Raw genomic sequence first — 24,116 nt, 5'->3', positions numbered from 1 at the left:
CATGGCAACGGCGCAGAGACCCCATAGGGAGGCCACCCAGATGAACATCCAGCACCGCATTGACCGCCCGTATGAAGCCGGCTGCATCGAGGTGTACGGTGACGAGCCCTACGAGTGGCGTATCCTCGACCATGCCGGCCATGTGGTGCGTGACAGCGCCGGCTATGGCAGCGGCGCCAGCGCCTACGCCTCGGCGGAACTCGCCCTGCGCGATGCGATCACCTTCGATGCCGATGACAGCGTGGTGCCGATCTTCTTCCGTCACGGTGCCGATGCCGAGCTGGAGAACGCCGCCCAGGCTCACCGCACCGCCGATACCCTGCGTGCCATGGCCCTGGCCCTGAAGAGCGCCAGCAGCCAGGCGGTGCTGGATAGCCGCCACGCCACGGACGACGAGGCCCAGGACTACCTGGACGCGAGGATCGCCGTGATGGAGCGTATCGTTCAGGAACTGGAGGAGAGTGCAGGGCGCCTGCACGCGGCCACTCAGGCCGCGGCAGGCTGATCACGCAGGCTTACTGGATCAGCACCGGCGTATCGATCTCCACCAGCGAGTGGAGCAGGCGCACCTGGTCGTTCTCGACGGCCAGGCAGCCTTCGGTCCAGTCGACTCGCTGGTTCAGGAAGGGGTCGCGGTTGCCGAGGCCATGGATGCCGATATGGCCCCCCAGGGTGGTGTTGGGGTAGGAGAGGCGGTGCTGCTGGTAGTGGCGGCGAATCCGCTCGGCCTCCTCCTCGGTGATCAGCCCCTCCGACAGGGCCTGGTCGGCCACTCTCGGGTTCGGGTAGTTGATGCCGATGAAGGTGGCGTACTGACTGTTGGGGTTGATCCGCTCGACCCGGAACTCCCCCTTCGGCGTCATGGCGCTGCCGCGGGTGCGCAGGTTGACGGCGCCATTGATGCCGATGGCGAAGTGGGGGATCTCATGGATCACGTGCCGGCCGCGCACCACGGAGAGGGTACGATCCTTCACGCTGATGTGCAGCCACACCCGCCCATCCTCGATGGGCAGCAGGCTGATCCCGGTATCGACGTCATCCAGGAAGTGCTGCCCCGGTGTGCCCGAGGCGTAGGTCGACGGCGGCTCCGTCGTGTCGATCAGCGAGGCGCTGGCAGGGCCGGGGGCAACCAGCAGGGCCAGCGGGGAGAGGGCAAGGCGCTTGAGCGATCGGATGAGCATGGGCGGCAGCACGGTGTGATGAGGACGAGGGGTGAACATACAAAAAACGCCGCTTCGGTATGACCCTGAGCGGCGTTTTCTCGATGTTAAGTGGTCGGAGCGACAGGATTCGAACCTGCGACCTTTGCAACCCCATTGCAACGCGCTACCAAGCTGCGCCACGCTCCGACTCTGTTTTCGGCTTCCTGACCGTCTGGCCTGTCCTCCGAGAACGAGGCGTATACTAGCGCGTTCGCCGGCAAATGGAAAGCCCCTTTTGCACTTTCTTTTCAATCGCTTGGCGTGGGGCCGCTGGGGTGGGGCCAGGGGATCCTCTATCATGGGGAGGCGAAAGGGCGGCGAGGCTCGCCCACACCATGCAATCGGCTCGGAGTGGACATGTACGGACAGGCGCAGCGCGGGCTGCTGAAGGGAATGAATCCACGCGTCACCCTGGTCACGATCCTGGTGGTGGCGGTGGCACTGGTCTACGGCGCCTTCTTCACCGAGCGCCTGGCCGGCGGGCTTGCCGCCGCGCGCGGGCTGCTGGATCCGTTCCTCGAGTGGTACTACGTGCTGCTGGTGGCCTTCCTGCTGCTGTTCATGGTGTGGCTGGGCACGGGGCGCTACAAGAACGTGCGTCTGGGCGGCGACTTCGAGCAGCCGGAGTTCACCTTCTTCTCCTGGGTGTCGATGCTGTTTGCCGCGGGCACCGGGGTGGGCATCCTGTTCTGGGCGGTGGCCCAGCCGATCCTGCAGTTCCAGGAGAATCCCTTCATCGCCGAGGGAATGACCCCGGATGCCGCCCGGGTGGCCATGCGGCTGACCTATTTTCACTGGGGCCTCAACGGCTGGGCGATCTTCTCCTTCGTGGCGCTGGTGCTGGCCTACTTCAGCTATCGCTGGAACCTGCCGTTGACGATCCGCTCCTGCCTCCAGCCCCTGTTCGGCAAGCGAGTGGAAGGGGGGCTGGGCGATGCGGTGGACGTGCTGGCGGTGTTCGGCACTGTGTTCGGCATCGCCACCACCCTGGGGCTGGGCGTGCAGCAGATGAACGCGGGCCTGGGGGCGCTGTTCGGCCTGGAGAGTTCGGTGTGGCTCCAGCTGGCCGTGACGGCGGTGATCATGTCGGTGGCCACCTTCTCGGTGGTCTCCGGGGTCAAGCGGGGGGTGCGCCTGCTCTCGGAGGCGAACTTCTGGCTGAGCATCGCGGTGGTGGTGTTCCTGCTGCTGTTCGGGCCGACCCAGTACCTGATCGCCATCACCATCGAGTCCGCCGGCGACTACATCCAGAACCTGATGGGCATGACCTTCCACACCAACGCCACCCGGGATGACGGCTGGCAGGCGGAGTGGACGGTCTTCTTTTGGGGCTGGTGGCTGGCCTGGTCGCCCTTCGTGGGCATGTTCATCGCCCGGGTCTCCCGCGGTCGTACCTTCCGCGAGTTCGTGATGGGGGTGCTGCTGGTGCCCACCGTGATCACCGTGGTGTGGATCGGGCTGTTCGGCGGCACCGCTCTCTACCATGAGCTGTTCGGTGCCGGCGGCATCGTGGCCGCGGTGGATCGGGACGTGGCCACTGCGCTGTTCGCCACCATCGAGGCGATGGGGCTCGGGGTGGCGGGGCAGGCCGTCTCCCTGGCGCTGGTGGTGCTGATCGCCACCTACCTGATCACCTCCGCCAACGCGGGCACCCTGGTGATCAACACCATCCTCTCCGGGGGCGACCCGGAGCCGCCGACCTTCCACCGCATCCTGTGGGGAGCGGTGCTCGGCCTGCTGACCGCGGTGCTGCTGCTGGCCGGCGGGCTGGAGACGCTCCAGGCGGCGGTGATCATGGCGGCGCTGCCCTTCTCGGTGGTGATCATGCTGATGATCGCCGGGCTGCTCAAGGCGCTGCACCGCGAGCGCTATGCGGCGCGTACCGGCGAGCGGGCCGAGGCGCCCCGCGAGCCCTGGGCCGACCTGGACGATGCCGGTGTCCAGCCGGTGCCGGTCTCCGATGACGAGGCCCACAAGCCACACTGAACACCCCTCAACGGGTGGCGCAGGGGATGAGAGCGATCGGGGGCGGCAGAGGCTACCCCCTGGGAGAGGAGGAGGGGCGCGATGCCATTGATCATGGGGATGAGCGTGCTGCTGATCTGCCAGTTCCTCGGGGAGCTGCTGGCTCGCGGCCTGATGCTGCCGGTGCCGGGCCCGGTGTTTGGCATGGTGATCCTGCTGGCGGGGCTGATGGTGCGCGGTAAGGTGCCGGACAGCCTGCGCATGACCGGCGAGGGGCTGCTGCGCTACCTGACGCTGCTCTTCGTGCCGGCGGGGGTGGGGCTGATGGTCCACTTCCGGCTGATCGGCCAGGACCTGTGGCCGATCCTGGTCACCCTGGTGTTCTCCACGGCGGTGACGCTGGGGGTGACGGCCTGGCTGCTGGATCGCATGAACCGGCGGCGGGGGAATCGCTCATGAATGTCGCCGACCTCGACCAGCTGTGGGTCTACCTTTCGGGCAGTCCGCTGCTCTCGCTGCTGGCGACCCTGCTGGTGTTCGCCCTGGCGGTGCGCCTCAGCAGGGCCCTGGGGGGCACGCCGCTGCTGCATCCGGTGACCCTCTCCATCGCCATGCTGATCGGCCTGCTGCTGCTGGTGGACATGGACTACGCCACCTACTTCGAGGGTGCCCAGTTCATCCACTTCCTGCTGGGGCCGGCCACCGTGGCCCTGGCGATTCCCCTCTATGACCATCGCGAGCGGGTGCGCCGGCTGCTGGGTCCGCTGCTGGTGGCCTGCATGACCGGGATCGTCTCCGCGGTCGCCTCCACCCTGGGGCTGGCGATGGCGCTGGGGGCGCGGCCGGAGACCGTGCTGTCGCTGGCGCCACGCTCGGTGACCTCGCCCATCGCCATGGGCATCGCTGAGCAGATCGGCGGTATCCCGTCGCTGGCCGCGGGACTGGTGCTGCTGACCGGTTCCATCGGCTGTGCGCTCTCGCCCTGGGTGTTCCGGCTGCTGGGGGTGAAGGATCCGGCGGTGCAGGGCTTTACCCTGGGCCTGGCCGCCCATGGCTTCGGCACCGCCCAGGCCTTCGCCCGTATCGGGGCGGTCGCCGGGGCCTTCTCGGGGCTGGCCATGGGGCTCACCGGCCTGCTCACCGCCTTCCTGCTGCCGCTGCTGACACGGCTGTTCGGCCTGGGGGGATAGGCCCCGGGCGGCGGGCGGGAAAGCGGAAACACGAAGCGGCGCCAGATGGCGCCGCTTCGCGTGGTGGGTGTACGGGAGGAGTGGGCGCTGGCCCGTCAGATCTCCTCCCAGAGCCGCTTGCGGAAGTCATGGCTCAGCCGGGCGGCATGCTCCATGCGCTTCTGCTGGGCGTCAGTCATCTGCTGCACGAGTTTCTGGTAGCAGGCCTGGACCTGTTCGGGGGTGCAGGGGGTCTCGGTCTTGAAGCATTCGTTCATCTGCTCGCCGCTCTCGGCGATCGCTTTCAGAAACTGCGCTTCGAACTCCATGGCCTCGGCCAGGCTCTCTATCCAGGCCGCCTGCATGCGCGCCATCGGATTGACGCCCTTCATCCACTGCTGCTGCCACCAGGCCAGCATGGGATTGGCATTCATCATGCCGAGGTCCATGCCGAAGGGGTTGGTCTTCATGATCGCCTCCTGAACGGGCCCCCTCGGGGCGCGCTGCGGGGTATGGGGAGAAAGCATCTAGAGTATAGGAGAGGTGGTCGGTGATGTGACGCAGGGAATGAGCCTTTCTTGATGCCTGTCACGCCGCCCCCTGCTACTCGGCGAACAGACAAGGAGCTGGCGATGTGGCGCGTGATCAAGTCGGTACTGGCGGCATTCCTCGGCGTGCAGAAGGAGCAGCGCCGCCGCGAGGATTTCGAGCAGGGCAGGCCGCTGGCCTTCATCGTGGTGGGCGTGGTGATGGGGCTGCTGTTCGTGGTGGGGGTGGCGGCGGTGGCCATCGTGGTCGCCCGCTGAGGGGCCCCGTTGAATCCGGCGTTGGTACGCCCGCCGACTGCGGCGAGTTGTCACAGCAGGGTCTTCTATACTGCATCGCAGACACAGCTAATGTTGCGTTAACCGCTAAGACAACAATAACGAGGAGGCGCCGATGCGCACGTTGTTCGTGTGGATGGCGGGCTGTCTGACGGGGCTTGCGTTCGTCCCCGCGGCAGTCGCCAGCGGTTGGAACATGCCGGTGGGGGTCACCGACCTCAGTCGCGAGATCCACTCCCTGCACATGACCATCTTCTGGATCTGCGTGATCATCGGCGTGATCGTGTTCGGGGTGATGTTCTACTCCCTGTTCAAGTTCCGTCGCTCCCGCGGCGCCAAGGCGGCCAACTTCCACGAGAACACCACCGTGGAGGTGCTGTGGACCGCCGTTCCCCTGCTGATCCTGGTGGGCATGGCGGTGCCGGCCACCGCGACCCTCAAGAAGATGTACGACACCTCCGACGCCGAGCTCGATGTGATGATCATCGGCCAGCAGTGGCGCTGGCGCTACGAGTACCTGGGCGAGGATGTCGCCTTCAACTCCAGCATGAGCACCCCGCGCGCCCAGATCCGCGGGGATGAGCCGCGTGGCGAGCACTACCTGCTTGAGGTCGACAACCCCCTGGTGCTGCCCATCAACCGCAAGGTGCGCTTCCTGATGACCTCCGACGATGTCATCCACTCCTGGTGGGTGCCGGACTTCGCCGTCAAGCAGGACACCATCCCCGGTTTCGTCAACGAGAACTGGGTGCGCATCAACGAGCCCGGCATCTATCGCGGCCAGTGCGCCGAGCTCTGCGGCATGGACCACGGCTTCATGCCGATCGTGGTGCACGCCATGGAGGAGGAGGAGTTCGATACCTGGCTCGCCGAGCGTCGCGAGGAAGCGGAGCAGGAGGCGATGGGCGTCGACCGCGAGTGGGAACTGGAGGAGCTGATGGAGCGCGGCGAGGCGGTCTACGGCAGTATCTGTGCCTCCTGCCACCAGCCCGAGGGGCAGGGGGCGGCGCCGGCCTTCCCGGCGCTCGCCGGCAACCAGCGGTTGCTCGACGACCTCACCTGGCACCTGGATGTCATCGTCAACGGGGTGTCCGGCACGGCGATGCCGGCCTTCCGCAGCACCTTGAACCCGGTCGAGATCGCCGCCGTGACCACCTGGACGCGCAACGCCTGGGGCAACGACAGCGGCGACGCCGTCCAGCCGGCTGATGTGGTCGAGAAGCTGGCGAACCAATAACAACAGCACAATGACAGATCAGGGAGATTCACGATGGCGCCCAAGCTGCCTCCGCATCACCCCGTCGAGCAGAGCACCTCGGCCACCGCCGGCGGCCAGGCAGCCGCCCATCCCGCGCCACCGCGTGGCATCCTGCGCTGGCTGCTGACCACCAACCACAAGGAGATCGGCAGCCTCTACCTGATCTTCTCGCTGATCATGTTCTTCATCGGCGGGATCTTCGCGCTGGTGGTGCGGGCCGAGCTCTTCCAGCCGGGCCTGCAGCTGGTCAATCCGGAATTCTTCAACCAGATGACCACCATGCATGGCCTGATCATGGTCTTCGCCGCGGTCATGCCGGCCTTCACGGGGCTTGCCAACTGGATGATCCCGCTGCAGATCGGTGCGCCGGACATGGCCCTGCCACGGCTCAACAACTTCAGCTTCTGGCTGCTGCCGGTGGCCTTCCTGCTGCTGCTCTCCACCCTGCTGATGCCGGGGGGCGGGCCCAACTTCGGCTGGACCTTCTACGCGCCGCTCTCCACCACCTATGCGCCGCCGTCCACCACCTTCTTCATCCTCTCGCTGCACATCGCCGGGATCAGTTCGATCCTCGGTGCCATCAACATCATCGCCACCATCATCAACATGCGCGCCCCGGGCATGCGGCTGATGGATATGCCGCTGTTCGTCTGGACCTGGCTGATCACCGCCTTCCTGCTGATCGCGGTGATGCCGGTGCTGGCAGGGGTGATCACCATGATGCTGATGGACATCAACTTCGGCACCCACTTCTTCAATGCCGCCGGCGGCGGCGACCCGGTGCTGTTCCAGCACCTGTTCTGGTTCTTCGGGCATCCCGAGGTCTACATCATGATCCTGCCGGCCTTCGGCATCGTCTCGGCGATCATCCCGACCTTCGCCCGCAAGCGGCTGTTCGGCTACGCCTCCATGGTCTATGCCACCGCGGCCATCGCCATCCTCTCCTTCCTGGTGTGGGCGCACCACATGTTCGTGGTGGGGCTGCCGCTCGCCGCCGAGCTGTTCTTCATGTACACCACCATGATCATCGCGGTGCCCACCGGGGTGAAGGTGTTCAACTGGATCACTACGCTGTTCCGCGGCTCCATCACCTTCGAGCCGCCGATGCTCTTCGCCCTGGCCTTCGTGGTGCTCTTCACCATCGGCGGCTTCTCCGGCCTGATGCTGGCCATCGCCCCCGCGGACTTCCAGTACCACGACACCTATTTCGTGGTGGCCCACTTCCACTACGTGCTGGTGCCCGGAGCGGTGTTCGCGATCATGGCGGGGGTCTACTACTGGCTGCCCAAGTGGACCGGCCACTACCCCAACGTGAAGCTGGCCCAGTGGCACTTCTGGCTCTCGGTGATCGGCGTCAACCTGACCTTCTTCCCCATGCACTTCGCGGGCCTGGCCGGCATGCCGCGGCGCATTCCCGACTACGCCCTGCAGTTCGCCGACTTCAACCTGGTGTCGAGCCTGGGGGCCTTCATGTTCGGCGCCTCGCAGCTGGTGTTCGTGGCGGTGGTGATCCTCTGCGTGCGCGGCGGCGAGAAGGCGCCGGCCAAGGCCTGGGAGGGCGCCGAGGATCTCGAGTGGAGCGTGCCGAGTCCGGCCCCGCTGCACACCTTCGAGACGCCGCCGACCTTCCAGCGCCAGGAACACTGAGCGAGCCTGGCCCGCGCCCAAGGAGGTGACCCATGACAGAGCCCCAACGCCACTCCACCGCCCCCAACCCCGGCGTGCGCCGCACGGTGGTGCGCTCGGTGGCCGCCCTGGTGGGCATGTTCGCCTTTGCCTTCGCCCTGGTGCCGCTCTATGACGTCTTCTGCCGCGTCACCGGCATCAATGGCAAGGTGGACACCACCGCCCAGGCCATCGTGCACGAGGGGGTGGACGATTCGCGCTACGTCACTGTGCAGTTCATCACCCGCAACGGGTCGGGGCTGCCCTGGAACCTCGAGGTGGAGACCCGCCAGATGCGCGTCCACCCGGGGCAGACCACCGAAGTGGAGTTCGCCTTCCACAATGCCAGCGGTGAGGGCACATGGGGGCGGGCGGTGCCCAGCGTGTCGCCCTCGAATGCCACGCGCCACCTGCGCAAGGTGAGCTGCTTCTGTTTCGAGGAGCAGCACCTGGAAGCGGGCGAGCGCCTGGAGCTGCCGCTGGTGTTCCAGCTGGCCCGGGACCTGCCGCCCGAGGTCAATACGGTAACTCTGGTCTACACCCTGTATCCGGTCACCCGCGACGAGGCGCCGCTTCAGGCCCGGGCGACTGCCGGCAAAGGAGATGAGGCATGAGCGGTGGCAGCTACTACGTTCCGGCAACCAGCAAGTGGCCGATTCTCGGTTCGCTGGCCCTGGGCCTGATGATGGTCGGCACCGGCATGGTACTGGTGCATGACCGTGGCACTTCATTGATGGTGTTGGGCCTGCTGGCAGTGCTGGCGGTGATGGGGCTGTGGTTCCGCGACGTGGTGAAGGAGTCCCGCCAGGGGCTCTACGACGCCCAGATGGACCGCTCCTTCCGCCAGGGCATGGGCTGGTTCATCTTCTCCGAGGTGATGTTCTTCGCCGCCTTCTTCGGAGCGCTCTTCTATATCCGCACCTTCGCCCTGCCATGGCTCGACGGCGAGGGGGCCAAGGGGGTGGCCGCGCTGCTGTGGCCGGAGTTCACCGCCAGCTGGCCGCTGCTCGAGCCGCCCGGTGATGTGGCAGGCCCCCGCGATACCTTCAGCCCCTGGCAGCTGCCTCTGGTCAACACTCTGATCCTGGTGGCGTCGAGCATCACCCTGACGGTGGCCCATGAGGGGCTCAAGGAGGGGCATCGCGATACAACCCGCAACTGGCTGTTCGCCACTCTGCTGCTGGCCATCAGTTTCATCACCATCCAGGGCATCGAGTACTACGAGGCCTATGTTCACAACGGCATCACCCTGGAGGCGGGCATCTACGGGGCGACCTTCTTCCTGCTTACCGGCTTCCACGGAGCCCACGTGATCATCGGCGCCACCATCCTGGCGGTGATGCTGGTGCGCGTGCTGCGCGGCCACTTCTCGAGCGACAACCACTTCGGCTTCGAGGCGGCCTGCTGGTACTGGCACTTCGTGGACGTGGTGTGGATCGGCCTGTTCCTGTTCGTCTATGTCTTCTGAGCCCGGGGCTGGCCGGGTCCGCCAGCATCCCGGGCACCGATCAGCCGGCGAGACCGCCGGCGTAGAAGCCGTAGAAGAGCAGGCCCAGCAGGGTGGCGGCCAGGGCGACGCGGAGCTTGAGTGACACCAGCAGCCGGCGCGAGGCGGCCTCGTCGCGGAGCAGGAAGCCCGCACCGGCGGCAAGGCTCGCCAGCATGGCCAGGAACACCAGCGCGATCAGGACCTTGAGTAGCATGGAACACTCCTTGAACGATTCTCCCTCTCAGCATGCCCGTCGCGGGCCAGGGCGGCAACGCCTGTGGTGGCTGCTGTGGTCGCCGCTGGTGCTGCTCGGCCTGGGGCTCGGGCTCTGGCAGTGGGAGCGGGCAGGCGAGAAGCGTGACTATCTGGCGGGCCTTGCGGCGGCGCCGCACCTGGAGGCGCCGCACCAGCGGCCGCCGGACGGCAGCCACCTGACCCTGAGCGGTGAGTACCTGGCCGAACAGACGCTGTTCCTCGACAACCGGGTGCTCAATGGGCGTCACGGCGTGGCGCCGCTGACCCCGCTGCGCACCGCCGACGGCCGCCTGTGGCTGGTGCAGCGGGGCTTCCTGGCCAGTGGTGCCGGCCGCGAGACCCCGGAGGTGGAGACGCCGCAAGGCCCGGTGACCCTGGAGGGGCGCTGGCAGGTGGCGGGCGAGGGGGCGCCGCTGTTCGGCCCCAACCGCGAGGGGCAGCGCCTGCAGCGCATCCAGCTCGATGCCTGGGAGCTGCCCTTTGCCCATGACGGCTGGCTGCACCTCGAGCAGGGCCCGGGGCGGCTCGAACCCTGGTGGACGCCCAGCGTGATGCCGCCCAGTCGCCACCTGGGCTACGCCGTGCAGTGGTGGGGGCTGGCGCTGGCCGCCCTGGTGGTGATGGTGATCGGTGGCCGCCGCCTGGGGCGTGACCGCCGGGCGGCCAATGATGATCCCTGTCGTACAGACAACAAGCAGGAGAGCTTGTGATGAGACAGACCTCTCGAGCCCGTGCGTCCCGCCTCAAGGTGCTGGCGCTGCTGTCGCTCTTCGCACTGCCGTTGCTGGTGGCCTGGGCCATGGTGACCTGGCGGGTCGGTATTCCCGAGCAGCGTACCGCCCACGGGGATCTGGCGCCGGATCTCCCGGCGCTGGCGGCCTGGCCCCTGGAGGGTGAGCACGCCGCCGGGCTTGGCGGTGGCTGGGTACTGGCCTTCGACTGCGGCGACCAGTGTGCGGCGCTGGCCGACCAGTGGTGGCGCCTGCATCGGGCCCTGGGGCGCGAGGCGCCGCGGGTCAGCCGGCTGCGGGTCGGCGGTGAGGCCAGTGCACTGCCCGGTGAGGCGGTGGCCCACTGGACCGAGCACCCGGCGTGGCATGCCCCCGACCACCTCTGGGTGCTGGACCCGCGAGGCGTGCCGGTGCTTGCCTATGGGCCCGAGGTGTCGGCCCGGGACGTGCTCGACGATCTGAATCGCCTGCTGCGCATGAACCCCGAGGTGTTGCGTCGGGATGAGCCCAGGCTGGCGGGACGCTAGGAGGCGACAGGGATGACGATAATGACCAATGAGGCATCTCGGCGCCGCCTGCGGCGGCTCATGGCGCTCAGCCTGGTGGGGGTGGTCTTCACCGTGGCGGTGATCCTGGTGGGGGTGTTCACGCGGCTGGTGGACGCCGGCCTGGGTTGCCCGGACTGGCCCGGTTGCTACGGGCGGCTGGTGGTGCCGGATGAGGCCCGGGCCATGGCCCACACGCCCGAGGCGCCGCTCGAGACCTTCCAGGCCTGGGTCGAGATGGTGCATCGCTACGTGGCCTCGGCGCTGGGGCTGCTGGTGATTGCCCTGGTGGTGCTGGGCGCGCCGCTGCGTCGTCGGCCCGACTACCCCTGGGGGGTGAGCCTCGCGCTGCTGGCGGTGATCCTGGTGCAGGGGGCCTTCGGGGCCTTCACCGTGACTCTCAAGCTGTGGCCCCAGGTGGTGACTCTCCACCTGCTCGGCGGGCTGTCGGTGATGCTGCTGTTCCTGTGGCTGCACCTGCGGCTGCGTCGCTTCGCCGGCGGCCGACTGACGCCGGGTGGCGTGGCGCCGCCGCGCCGCCCGCTGACGCCGCTGTGGGGGCTCGCCATGCTGCTGCTGGTGGCGCAGATCGCCCTGGGAGGCTGGGTCTCCAGCAACTATGCGGGCATCGCCTGCCAGGGCTTTCCGACCTGCAACGGCCAGTGGTGGCCGGCCATGGACTGGAGCGAGGGCTTTCACCTGACCCAGAGCGTGGGGCCCAACTACCTGCATGGCCAGCTGCATGCCGATGCGCGCACGGCCATCCAGATGGGGCATCGGCTGGGGGCCCTGGCGCTGGGGCTGGCGCTGTTGCTGCTGGCCATGCGCCACTGGCATGAGGCGCGGCTGAGACCTTGGCTGGGGGCCCTGGCGGGACTCTATGTGGTACAGCTGGGGCTAGGCATCGCCAATGTGCTGCTGTGGCTGCCGCTGTGGCTGGCGCTGCTGCACACCGCCGGGGCGGTGGCGCTGGTGATCGCCATGGCCATGGCGGTGTGGGCCTGGCGCGAGGCCGAAGGCGTGTCGGCATTACAACAATCGACCAAGAAGGAGTGGGTCCATGTCTGAGGCCATGATGACGCAAGTTCGCACGGCAGCGTCCGTGCCGCTGGAGTCGGCCCGTTGGGGCTGGAGAGACCTGCTGACCCTGTGCAAGCCGCGGGTGGTGGTGGTGATGCTGGTGTGCGCCCTGGTGGGCATGGCGCTCGCGCGCCCGGTACTGCCGTCGCTGGCCGTGGTGGTCTTCGGGCTGGCCGGCATCGGGCTGGCCGCCGGCGGCGCCGCGGCCTTCAACCACGTGGTCGACCGGCGGCTGGATGCGATGATGCTGCGCACCTCCCGCCGCCCGCTGGCGGCTCGGCGCATGCCCAGCGCGGTGGCGCTGGCGTGGGCCACGCTGCTCTCGGTGGCGGGCGTGGGCCTGCTGGCCTGGCAGGTCAATGCGCTCACCGCCTGGCTGACCCTGGGCTCGCTGATCGGCTATGCGCTGGTCTATACCGCCTTTCTCAAGCACGCCACGCCGCAGAACATCGTGATCGGCGGGGTGGCCGGGGCGGCGCCGCCGCTGCTGGGGTGGACGGCGGTGACCGGGCAGGTCGGTCCTGAGCCGCTGCTGCTGGTGCTGATCATCTTCGCCTGGACCCCGCCGCACTTCTGGGCGCTGGCGCTGCACAAGCGCGAGGAGTACGCACGCGCCGGGGTGCCGATGCTGCCGGTGACCCACGGCGAGGCCTTCACCCGGCTGCAGGTGTGGCTGTATGGGTGGCTCACCGTGGCGGTGACCCTGATGCCCTTCGCCATCGGCATGAGCGGGGCCGTCTACCTGGTGGGCATGGTGGCGCTCAATGCGCGCTTCATGTACTGGAACTGGAAGGTGTGGCGGGGCCAGGACCCCAGGGCCCCCCTGGCCGCCTTCTGGTTCTCGATCCGCTATATCCTCGGCGTCTTCGGCGTGCTGCTGCTCGACCACTACGCCATGGCCTGGTCCCTCTGGGGATGAGTCGATGGCGCAGACGACTCCGCCCGGCCAAGGCCGGGCGGAGTCGTGTCGGGGGAGCCGAGGCGCCGTCAGGCGCGATGGCCTACCAGAGGGTGATCAGCAGGAAGTAGGCCATCAGGGTGACCAGCACGGTGCTGATCAGGTTGAGGGCGAAGCCGGCGCGGATCATCGACTGGATCTTCATGTGGCCGGTGGCGAACACGATGGCATTGGGCGGCGTGGCCACCGGCATCATGAAGGCGCAGCTGGCGGCGATGGCGGCCGGCACCGTGACCAGCAGCGGGGAGATGTCCAGCGACAGGGCCAGGGCGCCCAGCAGCGGCAGGAAGGCCGCGGCGGTGGCGGTGTTGGAGGTCACCTCGGTGAGGAAGATGATTACCAGCACCACCACGGCGATCATCGCCAGCAGCGGGAAGGTGCCGAAGATGGCCAGCTGGCCGGCGATCCACTCGGCGAGCCCGGTGCGGGTGATGGTACCTGCCAGTGCCAGGCCACCGCCGAACAGCAGCAGGATCCCCCAGGGGAGCTTCTGGGCCTCCTCCCAGACCATCAGCCGCTCGCCGTCGCCGCGACCGCTGGGCACCAGGAACAGCACCACGCCGGCGGCGATGGCGATGCTGGTGTCAGAAAGCCACGGCAGGCCCAGGTCATTGAGCAGGGGGCGCACCACCCAGGCCATCGCCGCCAGCGAGAAGATGATCGCCACGCGCAGTTCGGCGGCGCTCATGGGGCCGAGCCTGGCAAGTTCCTGGCTGACCACCCCGGCGCTGTCCTCGCCGGCCTCGAGGCGGAAGCCACCGCGGGTCAGCCACCACCAGGCCGCGCCCATCATGGTGATGCTGATGGGCAGGCCGATGATCATCCACTGGGCGAAGCCGATGTCGATGCCGCGATCCTCCGCCAGGTAGCCGGCCAGCAGGGCATTGGGCGGGGTGCCGATCAGGGTCGCCACGCCGCCGATGCTGGCGGAGTAGGCGATGGCCAGCAGCAGAGCGGTGGCGTAGCGCTTGACCTCGTCGGGGTCGCTGTTGTCACCGAGCAGGCTGATCACCGACATGCCGATCGGCAGCATCATGATGGCGGTGGCGGTATTGGAGACCCACATGCTCAGGAAGCCGGTGGCGATCATGAAGCCGGCGATCTGGCGACGGGGCTGGTGGCCCACCAGCTTGAGCACGTGCAACGCCAGGCGACGATGGAGGTTCCAGCGCTGCATCGAGATGCCGAGCAGGAAGCCGCCCAGGAACAGGTAGATGATCGGGTTGGCGTAGCTGCCGGTCGCCTCGCCCAGGGTACCGAGGCCGAGGGCGGGCACCAGCAGCATGGGCAGCAGCGAGGTGACCGGGATGGGGACGGCCTCGGTGGACCACCAGGTGGCCATCAGCAGCGCCAGCCCCACGCAGGCCCAGGCGGCCTCGCTCATGCCGGCGGGTGGCGGCAGGATCAGAGTGGCGAGCAGCAGGGCAGGGCCCAGCCACAGGCCGAAGCGGCCGGGACCGGAAGGGCCCTGTGTCTTCTCGGGAACATCGGGGCTCGACTGCATGCGTGTCTCCATCAGCGGATTGGCACCGGGGTGCGTGAAAGCGCGGCATTCTACTTAAGTTGTAGTCGTGCGTCAGGATAGTCTTATTCGCCTTTGGTCTAAGGTGTGGCGCCCGCGGTCGGCGGATGCCGGCAACCTTGACTCGGGTAAGGCCAGAGGCAACCCTGTTCCGCCGTCCCCACCCGACACCCCGAACCATCAGGAGCCCCGACATGGAGCCAAGCGATACCCAGCCGGACCTCGAGACCCTGGTGCGCCTCTGCGAGGAGGCCGGACGTGCCATCCTGGCGGTGCGCGAGGCGGGCTTCAGGGTCGACGCCAAGGAGGATGCCTCGCCGGTGACGGCCGCGGACCTGGCCGCCCATGAGATCCTGGTGGCGGGCCTGGCGGCCGGCTCGACGCTGCCGATCCTCTCCGAGGAGGGGCGCGAGGTGCCCTGGGAGGCGCGCCGGGAGTGGCAGCGTTTCTGGCTGATCGACCCGCTGGACGGCACGCGCGAGTTCGTCGACGGCTTCGATGACTTCACCGTCAATGTGGCGCTGGTCGAGGCGGGGCGGCCGGTGCTTGGGGTGGTGCATGTGCCGGCCTCGGGCACCAGCTGGGCCGGCGTCTTGGGGCAGGGGGCCTGGCGCTGGCAGGCCGGCCGTCGCGAGCCCATCGGCGTGGCCCCGCGCTGGCCTCCCCGGGTGCTGGCCAGCCGGGCGCACCTCGACCCCGCTACCCGGGCATGGATCTCGGCGATCCCCGGCGCCCGGCTGGAGCGCTGCGGCAGCTCGGTGAAGTTCTGTCGCATCGCCGAGGGGCGGGCCGATCTCTATCCGCGCTTCTCGCCGACCTGCGAGTGGGACACCGCCGCCGGCCAGGCGGTGCTGGAGGCCGCCGGCGGCGTGGTCCTCGCGGCGGACAGCCTGGCGGCACTGCGCTGCCAGCAGGGGGAGAGCCTGGTCAACGGCCACTTCATCGCCTGTGCGACGCCGGCCTGGCGGGAGCGCCTGGCGGTCCTGCGGCGGCAGGCGGTTGGGGAGAGCGGGCGGCACCGGTAGAATGGGGCCACCCCCGATTCGACCCACAACCTCGAGAGCCCTGATGTCGACAACCACTGCGCTTGTCCTTGCTGGCCTCGGTCTGGCGATCATCGCCGGCCTGGCCGCCTACGCCTATACGCTTCGCCAGGAGGTTCGCCGCCGGCAGGCCTTCCGTGAGGAGGAGGAGCGCCGCGCCCGCGACAACTGCCTGGAGAACCTCGAACTCGTGGCCTCGGCCCTGCTCCAGGAGCAGGTGGATATCACCGAGGGGGCCTGGCGCTGCAAGGTGCTGCTGGAGATTCTTGATCCGCGGCTGCTGGAGCGCGAGGCCTTCCGCCCCTTCGGTGAGGTCCATGAGCGCACTCGCCACCTGCACACCCATGCGGCGCGCAAGGCGCAGACGCCCAAGGAGCGCTTCAAGGAGGATCGCGAGCGGCTGACCGTGGAGGAGGAGCTGCGCGAGGCGGTGCTCGGTGCGGCCGGTGCGGTACTGGAGTTCCGGCGCAACTGGCCGGGCAGCCTGCACTGACGCCTGAATGCCTCACGCCTGTTATCGAACACTGTGCGTATATTGTAACGATCTGCTAAGTTCATAAGAAGGCGATTGAAAGATGGGGCGAGCTGCTGCAAGCTTGGCCCGTGCCGAACCTGCCCGGATCGTGAAGCGGTCTGCGGCAGGCGAGGTCTGGTCGCGGCGGAGCCGACTCCGCGGCGCCCAATCGTCGGGATCATCTGGGAAGGCGGTGAACCTGTTGCCTGACCTGGAACCAAGAAAGAAAAAGAGAAGGAGTTTCACATGAAGAAGTCCACGACTGGCTTGCTGCTCGGTTCCGCTCTGGTGGTTGGCCTTGCCGGCTGCGCCACCCCCAACACCACCCCCTCGTCCGATCGTCCCTGGTACCAGCAGCCGGTGACCTGCGGCATCGCTGGCAGCCTGATCGGCGGCAGCATCGGCTACGCCACCAGCGGCAGCTCCGATGAAGAAGAGGGTGCCGCCACCGGTGCCGTAGCCGGTGCCGCCATCGGCGCCCTGCTGTGTGCCGACCGCACCCCGGCCCCGGTGGCCGAGCCCGAGCCGATGCCTGAGCCCGAGCCTGAGCCCGAGCCCGTGCCGGACTTCGAGCCGGTGACCCTCTCCAGCGAGGTCAACTTCGCGTTCGATTCCGATGCGCTGACCCCCGCTGCCGAGTCGACCCTGGACGAAGTCGCCCGTCGTCTGCGCGAGTATACCGACGTGCGCATTCGCATCGAGGGTCACACCGACTCCGTCGGCTCCGCCCAGTACAACCAGGGCCTCTCCGAGCGTCGTGCCAATTCCGTGCGCACCTACCTGGAAAGCCAGGGCGTCGCCGGTGACCGCATGATCGCCGTGGGCTACGGTCTGGAGCGTCCGGTTGCGAGCAACGACACCGACGAGGGCCGTGCCCTGAACCGTCGCGTCGAGATCGACCGTCAGTAATCGACCGTCGTGAACCGGGCGAGTCATCGCCCGACCGGCTGGGGCGCCTTCGGGCGCCCCTGCTTCGTTCCGGCTGGCGGTCGCGGCCGGTGGCGCCCCGGTGACCGACTCTGGTAAGGTAGTCGCCGCTTTTCCATCCCTGTTTACCGCGACACGTGGTCTCTCGTATGGGCCACCACTGCGCACAAGGACCCCCTTCATGCCCATCGTTACCCTGCCCGACGGCAGTCAGAGAACCTTCGATACCCCGATCACCGTGATGCAGCTGGCCGAGGCGATCGGCCCCGGGCTTGCCAAGGCCTGCGTGGCCGGCAAGATCGACGGTGTGCCGGTGGATGCCGCCGACCTGATCGAGCACGACGCCGAAGTGGCCATCCTCACCGCTCGCGATGCCGAGGGGCTGGAGGTGATCCGCCACTCCTGTGCCCACCTGATCGGCCACGCCGTCAAGCAGCTCTTCCCTGAGGCGAAGATGGCGATCGGTCCGGTGATCGACGACGGCTTCTACTACGATATCGACTTCGGTCGCCCGGCGACTCCCGAGGACCTCGAGGCGATCGAGAAGCGCATGAAGCAGCTGATCGACAAGGACTACGACGTGGTCCGCGAATACGTCGATCGTGACAAGGCCATGCTCGCCTTCCTGCACCGCGACGAGCCCTACAAGCAGGAGATCGTGCGCGAGATCCCGGAAGGCGAGACCATCCGCCTCTATCACCACGAAGAGTACACCGACATGTGTCGGGGGCCCCATGTGCCTAACACCCGGCACCTGCAGGCCTTCAAGCTCACCAAGCTGGCCGGTGCCTACTGGCGCGGCGATGCCACCAAGCCGATGCTGACTCGCATCTACGGCACCGCCTGGCCCGACAAGAAGCAGCTCAAGGCCTACCTCAAGCGCCTCGAGGAGGCCGAGAAGCGCGACCATCGCAAGCTGGCCCGGAAGATGGACCTCTTCCACCTCCAGGAGGAGGCCCCGGGCATGGTGTTCTGGCACCCCAACGGCTGGACCATGTACCAGGCGCTCGAGCAGTACATGCGCCGGGTGCAGATCGAGAACGGCTACCAGGAGATCAAGACGCCCCAAGTGGTGGATCTCTCGCTGTGGAAGAAGTCCGGCCACTGGGGGCACTACAGCGAGCTGATGTTCACCACCGAGTCCGAGAAGCGCGACTACGCGGTGAAGCCGATGAACTGCCCCTGCCACGTGCAGGTGTTCAACCAGGGCCTCAAGAGCTACCGGGACCTGCCGCTGCGCCTGGCCGAGTTCGGCAGCTGCCACCGCAACGAGCCCTCCGGTTCGCTGCACGGCCTGATGCGCGTGCGCGCCTTCACCCAGGACGACGCCCACATTTTCTGCACCGAGAAGCAGATCCAGGCCGAGGCCGAGGACTTCATCGCCCTGACCCTGAAGGTCTACAAGGAGCTGGGCTTCGATGACGTGGAGCTCAAGCTCTCCACCCGTCCCGATGACTTCCTCGGCGAGCCGGAGATGTGGGATCGTGCCGAGGCGGGCCTCGAGGCGGCGCTCAACTCCACCGGACTCCAGTGGGAACTGCAGCCGGGCGAGGGGGCCTTCTACGGCCCCAAGATCGAGTTCTCCCTGCGCGACTGCCTCAATCGGGTCTGGCAGTGCGGCACCCTGCAGCTCGATTTCAACCTGCCGGGTCGCCTCGGCGCCCAGTTCGTCGACGAGGACGGCGCCCGCAAGACCCCGGTGATGCTGCACCGCGCGATCCTGGGCTCCTTCGAGCGCTTCCTGGGGATCCTCATCGAGCACTACGCCGGGGCCATGCCGCTGTGGCTGGCGCCGCAGCAGGCGGTGATCCTCAATATCACCGATGCCCAGCGCGATTACGTGCTGGATCTCGAGAAGCGTTTGCAGAAAATCGGCCTGCGCGTCAAGGCGGACTTGAGGAACGAGAAGATCGGCTTTAAAATCCGCGAGCATACGTTGCAGAAAGTTCCCTATCTCCTCGTGGTGGGGGATAAGGAAGTCGAGGCCGACTCGGTGGCCGTGCGTACACGCACCGGCGAGGATCTAGGCACCATGCGGGTCGATGACCTCATCGAGCGTCTGAACGCCGAACTCGGCTGACGACATCGTCAATCGTCTTAAGGAGACTGAGCGATCAAGCGAAGCAACCCAAGAGGGCGCGTCCAGGATAAGCGCCCCCCGATGAACGAGCGTATTACCGAGGATCAGGTTCGCCTGATCGATGCCGACGGCGAGCAGCTGGGCGTAGTGCCCACCAGCGAAGCACTGGAGCGCGCCGAAGCCTCGGGACTCGACCTCGTACAGATATCCAATGCCGATCCGATCGTCTGCAAGATCATGGACTACGGCAAGTTCGTCTTCGAGCAGAAGAAGCAGAAGTCTGCTCAGAAGAAGAAGACGAAGCAGATTCAGGTCAAGGAAGTCAAGTTCCGGCCTGGCACCGACGAGGGCGACTATCAGGTCAAGCTTAAGAACCTGATCCGTTTCCTCGAAGGTGGCGACAAGGGCAAGGTCACGCTGCGTTTCCGCGGTCGTGAGATGGCGCACCAGGACCTCGGCCGCAAGCTGATGGAACGGATCGCCGCCGATCTCGAGGAGATCGGGACCGTGGAGTCCTTCCCCAAGATGGAAGGGCGGCAGATGATCATGATCATTGCCCCCAAGAAGAAGCAGTAAGCAGCAGTAGAGAAGAAGTGATCCGGCGGCCCGTCCAACGGGCGGTGGGGTAGCCCACCGTCGGCCCCGGGTTTTCTGAAAAAAACCTCGTAATGGAGTGTTCTTCCATGCCGAAGATCAAGAGCAACAGTGGCGCCGCCAAGCGCTTCAAGAAGACGGCCAACGGCTTCAAGCACAAGCAGTCGTTCCGCAGCCACATCCTGACCAAGAAGTCCACCAAGCGTAAGCGTCAGCTGCGCGGCATGAAGCAGATCCACGACGCCGACAAGGCGCTGATCCAGCGGATGCTGCCCAACCTGTAACCCTTGGTAGACCCTTTTTTCGTCAGGAGTAAGCTATGACTCGTGTCAAGCGTGGCGTTGTCGCCCGTCGTCGTCACAAGAAGATTCTCAAGCAGGCCAAGGGTTACTACGGTGCCCGTAGCCGCGTGTTCCGCGTTGCCAAGCAGGCCGTCATCAAGGCCGGCCAGTACGCCTACCGCGACCGTCGTCAGCGCAAGCGTCAGTTCCGCGCCCTGTGGATCCAGCGTATCAACGCCGGCGCCCGTCAGCACGGCCTGTCCTACAGCCGCTTCGTCGGTGGCCTGAAGAAGGCCGGTATCGAGATCGACCGCAAGGTCCTGGCTGACCTGGCCGTGCACGAGAAGGCAGCCTTCGCTGCCATCGTCGAGAAGGCCAAGGCTGCCCAGTAAGTGACCGCGTCATCCGCGTGTGTCCTGCCACGGCAGGGCGCACGCTGACGTTCAGGGGGAAGAGCAGCCGCTCTTCCCCTTTTTCTTGAAGACTGATACTCGAATTCGGAGCGCAACGGATGGACCACCTTCCCACTCTGGTCACCGAGGCCCGCCAGGCGATCCAGGCCGCCGAGACCATTCCGGCCCTGGAGGAGCTGCGCGTGCGCTACCTCGGCAAGAAGGGCGAGATCACCGCGCTGCTCAAGGGGCTCGGCCAGCTGCCGGGCGCCGAGCGCCCGGCCGCCGGTGAACGCATCAACCAGGCCAAGCAGGCGCTCGCCGAGGAGCTGGAGGGGCGACGTGCGGCCCTGGAGAAGGCGGCTCTGGAAGCACGCCTCTCCGCCGAGCGCATCGACGTGACCCTGCCCGGGCGCGGCCAGCCCAGCGGCGGCCTGCATCCGGTGACGCGCACCCTGGAGCGCATCGAGGGGCTCTTCACTCGCATCGGCTACGACGTGGCGGTGGGTCCCGAGATCGAGGATGACTACCACAACTTCGAGGCGCTCAACATCCCGGCCCACCATCCGGCGCGGGGCATGGCCGACACCTTCTACTTCGATGCCACCCGGCTGCTGCGTACCCATACCTCGCCGGTCCAGGTGCGCACCATGAAGGAGGGCAAGCTGCCCATTCGCATCGTCTGCCCGGGGCGGGTCTACCGCAGCGACTCCGACCTGACCCACACCCCCATGTTCCACCAGGTGGAAGGGCTGCTGGTGGACGAGGATGTCAGCTTCGCCGACCTCAAGGGCACCATCGAGGACTTCCTGCACGCCTTCTTCGAGCGTGACGACCTCTCGGTGCGTTTCCGTCCCTCCTATTTCCCCTTCACCGAGCCCTCCGCCGAGGTCGATATCCAGTGCGTGATGTGCTCCGGTGACGGCTGCCGGGTCTGCTCCCACAGCGGCTGGCTCGAGGTGATGGGCTGCGGCATGGTGCACCCCGAGGTGTTCCGCCACTCCGGCATCGATGCCGAGCGCTACACCGGCTTCGCCTTCGGCATGGGGGCTGAGCGCCTGGCCATGCTGCGCTACGGCGTGAACGACCTGCGCATGTTCTTCGACAACGACCTGCGCTTCCTGCGCCAGTTTGCCTGACCTCCCTCGCATCAGCAGAACACAGGATTTGTCATGAAATTTTCCGAACAGTGGCTGCGCGAGTGGGTGTCGCCGCAGCTTGCGACCCAGGCCCTGGCCGACCAGATCACCATGGCCGGGCTCGAGGTGGACGCGGTGGAGTCCGTCGCGGCGATCTTCGAGGGCGTGGTGGTGGCCGAGGTGCTGGAGAAGATCCAGCACCCCGATGCCGACAAGCTGAGCGTCTGCCAGGTGCGCGACGGCAGCGGTGAGCCGGTACAGGTGGTGTGCGGCGCGCCCAACGTGGCGGTGGGGCAGCGGGTGCCCTTCGCCCGGGTCGGCGCCGTGCTGCCGGGCGACTTCAAGACTCCTGGTTTCAAGATCAGGAAAGCCAAGCTGCGCGGCCAGGAGTCCCGCGGCATGATCTGCTCCGCCTCCGAGCTCGGCCTGGAGGAGGAGACCTCCCCGGGCATCCTGGAGCTGCCGGTGAGTGCGCCGGTGGGCGAGGACTTTCGCGCCTGGCTGGGGCTGGACGACCACACCATCGAGGTGGACCTGACCCCCAACCGCGGCGACTGCCTGAGCGTCAAGGGCATGGCCCGCGAGGTGGGCGTGCTCAACCGCCTGCCTGTGGCCGGACCTGACATCGCGCCGGTCGCCGCGACCCATGACGAGACCTTCGCGGTGCGCGTCGAGGACCCCGAGCACTGCCCGCGCTATATCGGCCGGTTGATCAAGGGGGTCGACGTGACCGCCGAGACGCCGCTGTGGATGGTGGAGCGGCTGCGTCGCAGCGGCATCCGCTCCATCGACCCCGTGGTGGATGTCACCAACTACGTGATGTTGGAGCTCGGTCAGCCCCTGCATGCCTTCGATCGTGCGAACCTTCACGGCGCCGTGATCGTGCGCCTGGCCCGGGAGGGCGAGCGCCTGGTGCTGCTCGACGGCCAGGAGGTCACTCTGGCCGATACCACCCTGGTGATCGCCGACGAGCGTGGCCCCCTGGCCATCGCCGGCGTCATGGGTGGCGAGCACTCCGGCGTGAGCGCCGAGACCCGCGACATCTTCCTGGAGTCGGCCTTCTTCGCGCCCCTGGCGGTGGCCGGTCAGGCCCGCAACTACGGCCTGCATACCGATGCCTCCCACCGCTTCGAGCGCGGCGTCGATCCGCTCCTGGCCCGCGAGGCCGCCGAGCGCGCCACGGCGCTGCTGCTCGAGATCACCGGCGGCGAGCCGGGTCCGCTGGTGGAGGTGGCAAGCGGTGAGCACCTGCCCGGCGAGCGCCAGGTACGCCTGCGTGCCGCGCGGCTCGAGCAGGCGCTCAGCAAGGCGCTGCCCGCCGATGAGGTCACCGACATCCTGGAGCGTCTTGGGATGGCGGTGAAGGCCGATGCGCTTGGCTGGAGCGCCGCGGCGCCGAGCTGGCGCTTCGATATCGCCATCGAGGAGGACCTGATCGAGGAAGTGGCCCGCATCCACGGCTACAACCGCCTGCCGGTGCGCCGCCCGGCGGCACGCCTGGCCCTGCGTCCCGACCACGAGTCGCGCACACCGCTCGCCCGCCTGCGTCGCCAGATGGTGGCCCGCGGCTACCAGGAGGCGGTGACCTACAGCTTCGTCGCCCCTGAGCTGCAGAAGGCGCTGCTGCCCGAGGCCGTCTCGCCGGTGCTGGCCAACCCCATCTCGGCCGACCTGTCGGTGATGCGGGCGAGCCTCTTCCCGGGCCTGGTGCGTGCGCTTCAGCACAACCTCAATCGCCAGCAGACCCGGGTGCGCCTGTTCGAGACCGGCCTGATCTTCCGCGGTGAGCTCGACGAGCTGCAGCAGCTGCCCATGCTGGGCGCACTGGTGTGTGGTTCCCGGGATCCCGAGGGCTGGGCCGCCGCGCGCGACGGTGTCGACTTCTTCGACCTCAAGGGCGACCTGGAGAGCCTCCTGGCCATGGGCGGCGAGCCCGAGGCCTGGCGCTTCGAGCCCGCGACGCATTCGGCACTGCATCCTGGTCAGTGCGCCCGGATCCTCCACCGCGGTGAGGAGGCCGGCTGGATCGGCACCCTGCACCCCGCGGTGCGCGCCCAGCTGGGGCTGAAGGTGGACGCCGTGCTGTTCGAGGTGCGCCTCGATGCCCTGACCCATGGCCGGGTGCCGGCCTTCACGCCGCTGTCGCGCTTCCCGGAAGTGCGCCGTGACCTGGCCTTCCTGGTGGACGAGGATCTGCCTGTCCAGGCGCTGCTCGATACCATCCATGGCCAGGCCGGCGAATGGCTCACCGAGAGTCGCCTGTTCGATGTCTATCGGGGCAAGGGGGTCGTGGAAGGACGCAAGAGCGTGGCGCTGGGCTTGACCTGGCAGCATCCTTCGCGCACGCTGAATGACGAAGAAATCAATCAGTTGGTCGATGCCATCGTCACCGAGTCACGTCAGCACCTGGGCGCGGAGCTTCGCGGTTAAGCGTTGCGGAGAGGCGCGGCGAAGGAGCCGGCGAGGCGGAGCGGGGAGTCGGT

General features: G+C 67.4%; 26 protein-coding genes and 1 tRNA gene. 22 read left to right on the top strand and 5 right to left on the bottom strand.

Going from position 1 to position 24,116, the window contains the following annotated elements:
* The first annotated feature begins 40 nt into the window (after positions 1-40).
* A complete protein-coding gene (locus HIR79_RS11210; protein ID WP_169958418.1) occupies positions 41-505 on the top strand; it encodes a hypothetical protein in 465 nt (154 codons plus the stop codon).
* A gap of 10 nt (positions 506-515) precedes the next feature.
* Here HIR79_RS11210 and HIR79_RS11205 read toward each other — a convergent pair whose 3' ends face one another.
* Together HIR79_RS11205 and HIR79_RS11200 are read right to left on the bottom strand one after the other, a co-directional pair.
* A complete protein-coding gene (locus tag HIR79_RS11205; RefSeq protein ID WP_169958417.1) occupies positions 516-1,181 on the bottom strand; it encodes a L,D-transpeptidase in 666 nt (221 codons plus the stop codon).
* A gap of 91 nt (positions 1,182-1,272) precedes the next feature.
* A tRNA-Pro gene (locus tag HIR79_RS11200) sits at positions 1,273-1,349 on the bottom strand.
* Positions 1,350-1,559: 210 nt separating this feature from the next.
* On the opposite strand from HIR79_RS11200, the gene HIR79_RS11195 reads away from it, so the two are divergent.
* The 3 genes from HIR79_RS11195 (at position 1,560) to HIR79_RS11185 (ending at position 4,357) form a co-directional block, all read left to right on the top strand.
* Entirely contained in the window at positions 1,560-3,188 is a 1,629-nt protein-coding gene (locus tag HIR79_RS11195) for a BCCT family transporter (RefSeq protein ID WP_169958416.1), read from the top strand.
* A gap of 81 nt (positions 3,189-3,269) precedes the next feature.
* Positions 3,270-3,626: a CidA/LrgA family protein gene (locus tag HIR79_RS11190; RefSeq protein ID WP_169958415.1), complete on the top strand. Its 357-nt coding sequence runs from the start codon at positions 3,270-3,272 to the stop codon at positions 3,624-3,626.
* A complete protein-coding gene (locus tag HIR79_RS11185; RefSeq protein ID WP_169958414.1) occupies positions 3,623-4,357 on the top strand; it encodes an LrgB family protein in 735 nt (244 codons plus the stop codon). The genes HIR79_RS11190 and HIR79_RS11185 overlap by 4 nt, the downstream gene beginning before the upstream one ends.
* A gap of 95 nt (positions 4,358-4,452) precedes the next feature.
* On the opposite strand, the gene HIR79_RS11180 is transcribed toward HIR79_RS11185, so the two are convergent.
* Entirely contained in the window at positions 4,453-4,806 is a 354-nt protein-coding gene (locus HIR79_RS11180; protein WP_169958413.1) for a hypothetical protein, read from the bottom strand.
* A gap of 162 nt (positions 4,807-4,968) precedes the next feature.
* Between HIR79_RS11180 and HIR79_RS11175 the strand changes: the two genes are divergently transcribed.
* The 5 genes from HIR79_RS11175 (at position 4,969) to HIR79_RS11155 (ending at position 9,551) form a co-directional block, all read left to right on the top strand.
* Positions 4,969-5,142 carry a DUF2970 domain-containing protein gene (locus HIR79_RS11175; protein WP_169958412.1) on the top strand — a complete coding sequence of 58 codons (174 nt, stop codon included), beginning with the start codon at positions 4,969-4,971 and terminating at the stop codon, positions 5,140-5,142.
* Between the two features lie 133 nt (positions 5,143-5,275).
* Positions 5,276-6,397, top strand: coding sequence for a cytochrome c oxidase subunit II (gene coxB / locus HIR79_RS11170; protein WP_169958411.1), 1,122 nt, complete (start codon positions 5,276-5,278; stop codon positions 6,395-6,397).
* A gap of 33 nt (positions 6,398-6,430) precedes the next feature.
* Complete coding sequence (gene ctaD, locus HIR79_RS11165) at positions 6,431-8,065, top strand: cytochrome c oxidase subunit I (protein WP_169958410.1); 1,635 nt, start codon at positions 6,431-6,433, stop codon at positions 8,063-8,065.
* A gap of 32 nt (positions 8,066-8,097) precedes the next feature.
* Positions 8,098-8,697, top strand: a complete 600-nt coding sequence (locus HIR79_RS11160) for a cytochrome c oxidase assembly protein (RefSeq protein WP_169958409.1) — start codon at positions 8,098-8,100, stop codon at positions 8,695-8,697.
* Positions 8,694-9,551 (top strand): cytochrome c oxidase subunit 3, encoded by an 858-nt coding sequence (locus tag HIR79_RS11155; protein ID WP_169958408.1) that lies wholly within the window; start codon positions 8,694-8,696, stop codon positions 9,549-9,551. Before HIR79_RS11160 ends, HIR79_RS11155 begins: the two co-directional genes overlap by 4 nt.
* A 40-nt stretch (positions 9,552-9,591) precedes the next feature.
* On the opposite strand, the gene HIR79_RS11150 is transcribed toward HIR79_RS11155, so the two are convergent.
* Positions 9,592-9,786, bottom strand: a complete 195-nt coding sequence (locus HIR79_RS11150) for a DUF2909 family protein (protein WP_110068630.1) — start codon at positions 9,784-9,786, stop codon at positions 9,592-9,594.
* A 10-nt stretch (positions 9,787-9,796) separates the two neighbouring features.
* On the opposite strand from HIR79_RS11150, the gene HIR79_RS11145 reads away from it, so the two are divergent.
* From HIR79_RS11145 to cyoE, 4 genes are read left to right on the top strand one after another with little or no spacing between them, the layout of a single operon-like run.
* On the top strand, positions 9,797-10,537 hold the full coding sequence (locus HIR79_RS11145; RefSeq protein ID WP_249322121.1) for an SURF1 family protein: 741 nt from the start codon (positions 9,797-9,799) through the stop codon (positions 10,535-10,537).
* On the top strand, positions 10,537-11,085 hold the full coding sequence (locus tag HIR79_RS11140; RefSeq protein ID WP_169958406.1) for a redox-active disulfide-containing membrane protein: 549 nt from the start codon (positions 10,537-10,539) through the stop codon (positions 11,083-11,085). The genes HIR79_RS11145 and HIR79_RS11140 overlap by 1 nt, the downstream gene beginning before the upstream one ends.
* 21 nt (positions 11,086-11,106) lie before the next feature.
* On the top strand, positions 11,107-12,171 hold the full coding sequence (locus HIR79_RS11135) for a COX15/CtaA family protein (protein ID WP_169958405.1): 1,065 nt from the start codon (positions 11,107-11,109) through the stop codon (positions 12,169-12,171).
* A 7-nt stretch (positions 12,172-12,178) separates the two neighbouring features.
* On the top strand, positions 12,179-13,102 hold the full coding sequence (gene cyoE / locus HIR79_RS11130) for a heme o synthase (protein WP_375153259.1): 924 nt from the start codon (positions 12,179-12,181) through the stop codon (positions 13,100-13,102).
* A gap of 82 nt (positions 13,103-13,184) precedes the next feature.
* Here the strand turns inward: cyoE and HIR79_RS11125 are convergent, their stop codons facing one another.
* A complete protein-coding gene (locus HIR79_RS11125) occupies positions 13,185-14,645 on the bottom strand; it encodes an SLC13 family permease (protein WP_169958404.1) in 1,461 nt (486 codons plus the stop codon).
* Positions 14,646-14,857: 212 nt separating this feature from the next.
* On the opposite strand from HIR79_RS11125, the gene cysQ reads away from it, so the two are divergent.
* From cysQ to pheT, 9 genes are all read left to right on the top strand, one after another.
* The gene (gene cysQ / locus HIR79_RS11120; protein ID WP_169958403.1) at positions 14,858-15,688 is read left to right on the top strand and encodes a 3'(2'),5'-bisphosphate nucleotidase CysQ; all 831 of its coding nucleotides are present in this window, start codon (positions 14,858-14,860) and stop codon (positions 15,686-15,688) included.
* Positions 15,689-15,731: 43 nt separating this feature from the next.
* Positions 15,732-16,199, top strand: coding sequence for a DUF2489 domain-containing protein (locus tag HIR79_RS11115; RefSeq protein WP_169958402.1), 468 nt, complete (start codon positions 15,732-15,734; stop codon positions 16,197-16,199).
* A 267-nt stretch (positions 16,200-16,466) separates the two neighbouring features.
* Positions 16,467-17,129: an OmpA family protein gene (locus tag HIR79_RS18665; protein ID WP_169958401.1), complete on the top strand. Its 663-nt coding sequence runs from the start codon at positions 16,467-16,469 to the stop codon at positions 17,127-17,129.
* Positions 17,130-17,328: 199 nt separating this feature from the next.
* Positions 17,329-19,227: a threonine--tRNA ligase gene (thrS, locus tag HIR79_RS11105; protein WP_169958400.1), complete on the top strand. Its 1,899-nt coding sequence runs from the start codon at positions 17,329-17,331 to the stop codon at positions 19,225-19,227.
* A 33-nt stretch (positions 19,228-19,260) separates the two neighbouring features.
* Positions 19,261-19,803 carry a translation initiation factor IF-3 gene (infC, locus tag HIR79_RS11100; protein ID WP_258306193.1) on the top strand — a complete coding sequence of 181 codons (543 nt, stop codon included), beginning with the start codon at positions 19,261-19,263 and terminating at the stop codon, positions 19,801-19,803.
* A gap of 107 nt (positions 19,804-19,910) precedes the next feature.
* Positions 19,911-20,105 carry a 50S ribosomal protein L35 gene (gene rpmI / locus HIR79_RS11095; RefSeq protein WP_089725334.1) on the top strand — a complete coding sequence of 65 codons (195 nt, stop codon included), beginning with the start codon at positions 19,911-19,913 and terminating at the stop codon, positions 20,103-20,105.
* A gap of 35 nt (positions 20,106-20,140) precedes the next feature.
* Complete coding sequence (gene rplT / locus HIR79_RS11090; protein ID WP_021817421.1) at positions 20,141-20,494, top strand: 50S ribosomal protein L20; 354 nt, start codon at positions 20,141-20,143, stop codon at positions 20,492-20,494.
* Positions 20,495-20,613: 119 nt separating this feature from the next.
* Positions 20,614-21,633, top strand: a complete 1,020-nt coding sequence (gene pheS, locus HIR79_RS11085) for a phenylalanine--tRNA ligase subunit alpha (protein ID WP_169958399.1) — start codon at positions 20,614-20,616, stop codon at positions 21,631-21,633.
* Positions 21,634-21,666: 33 nt separating this feature from the next.
* Positions 21,667-24,063 carry a phenylalanine--tRNA ligase subunit beta gene (gene pheT, locus HIR79_RS11080; protein ID WP_169958398.1) on the top strand — a complete coding sequence of 799 codons (2,397 nt, stop codon included), beginning with the start codon at positions 21,667-21,669 and terminating at the stop codon, positions 24,061-24,063.
* The last annotated feature ends 53 nt before the right edge of the window (positions 24,064-24,116 follow it).

The sequence above is a fragment of the Halomonas sp. PGE1 genome (assembly GCF_013000985.1).
Taxonomy (GTDB): domain Bacteria; phylum Pseudomonadota; class Gammaproteobacteria; order Pseudomonadales; family Halomonadaceae; genus Halomonas; species Halomonas alkalicola.
The sequence above is the reverse complement of the archived record's forward strand: the minus strand, read 5'-3'. Positions and strand labels throughout refer to the sequence as shown.

Coding starts and splice junctions, on each gene's coding strand:
- HIR79_RS11210 (WP_169958418.1), top strand. CDS start 41: ATGAACATCCAGCACCGCATTGACCGCCCGTATGAAGCCGGCTGCATC.
- HIR79_RS11205 (WP_169958417.1), bottom strand. CDS start 1,181: ATGCTCATCCGATCGCTCAAGCGCCTTGCCCTCTCCCCGCTGGCCCTG.
- HIR79_RS11195 (WP_169958416.1), top strand. CDS start 1,560: ATGTACGGACAGGCGCAGCGCGGGCTGCTGAAGGGAATGAATCCACGC.
- HIR79_RS11190 (WP_169958415.1), top strand. CDS start 3,270: ATGCCATTGATCATGGGGATGAGCGTGCTGCTGATCTGCCAGTTCCTC.
- HIR79_RS11185 (WP_169958414.1), top strand. CDS start 3,623: ATGAATGTCGCCGACCTCGACCAGCTGTGGGTCTACCTTTCGGGCAGT.
- HIR79_RS11180 (WP_169958413.1), bottom strand. CDS start 4,806: ATGAAGACCAACCCCTTCGGCATGGACCTCGGCATGATGAATGCCAAT.
- HIR79_RS11175 (WP_169958412.1), top strand. CDS start 4,969: ATGTGGCGCGTGATCAAGTCGGTACTGGCGGCATTCCTCGGCGTGCAG.
- coxB (WP_169958411.1), top strand. CDS start 5,276: ATGCGCACGTTGTTCGTGTGGATGGCGGGCTGTCTGACGGGGCTTGCG.
- ctaD (WP_169958410.1), top strand. CDS start 6,431: ATGGCGCCCAAGCTGCCTCCGCATCACCCCGTCGAGCAGAGCACCTCG.
- HIR79_RS11160 (WP_169958409.1), top strand. CDS start 8,098: ATGACAGAGCCCCAACGCCACTCCACCGCCCCCAACCCCGGCGTGCGC.
- HIR79_RS11155 (WP_169958408.1), top strand. CDS start 8,694: ATGAGCGGTGGCAGCTACTACGTTCCGGCAACCAGCAAGTGGCCGATT.
- HIR79_RS11150 (WP_110068630.1), bottom strand. CDS start 9,786: ATGCTACTCAAGGTCCTGATCGCGCTGGTGTTCCTGGCCATGCTGGCG.
- HIR79_RS11140 (WP_169958406.1), top strand. CDS start 10,537: ATGAGACAGACCTCTCGAGCCCGTGCGTCCCGCCTCAAGGTGCTGGCG.
- HIR79_RS11135 (WP_169958405.1), top strand. CDS start 11,107: ATGACCAATGAGGCATCTCGGCGCCGCCTGCGGCGGCTCATGGCGCTC.
- cyoE (WP_375153259.1), top strand. CDS start 12,179: ATGACGCAAGTTCGCACGGCAGCGTCCGTGCCGCTGGAGTCGGCCCGT.
- HIR79_RS11125 (WP_169958404.1), bottom strand. CDS start 14,645: ATGCAGTCGAGCCCCGATGTTCCCGAGAAGACACAGGGCCCTTCCGGT.
- cysQ (WP_169958403.1), top strand. CDS start 14,858: ATGGAGCCAAGCGATACCCAGCCGGACCTCGAGACCCTGGTGCGCCTC.
- HIR79_RS11115 (WP_169958402.1), top strand. CDS start 15,732: ATGTCGACAACCACTGCGCTTGTCCTTGCTGGCCTCGGTCTGGCGATC.
- HIR79_RS18665 (WP_169958401.1), top strand. CDS start 16,467: ATGAAGAAGTCCACGACTGGCTTGCTGCTCGGTTCCGCTCTGGTGGTT.
- thrS (WP_169958400.1), top strand. CDS start 17,329: ATGCCCATCGTTACCCTGCCCGACGGCAGTCAGAGAACCTTCGATACC.
- rpmI (WP_089725334.1), top strand. CDS start 19,911: ATGCCGAAGATCAAGAGCAACAGTGGCGCCGCCAAGCGCTTCAAGAAG.
- rplT (WP_021817421.1), top strand. CDS start 20,141: ATGACTCGTGTCAAGCGTGGCGTTGTCGCCCGTCGTCGTCACAAGAAG.
- pheS (WP_169958399.1), top strand. CDS start 20,614: ATGGACCACCTTCCCACTCTGGTCACCGAGGCCCGCCAGGCGATCCAG.
- pheT (WP_169958398.1), top strand. CDS start 21,667: ATGAAATTTTCCGAACAGTGGCTGCGCGAGTGGGTGTCGCCGCAGCTT.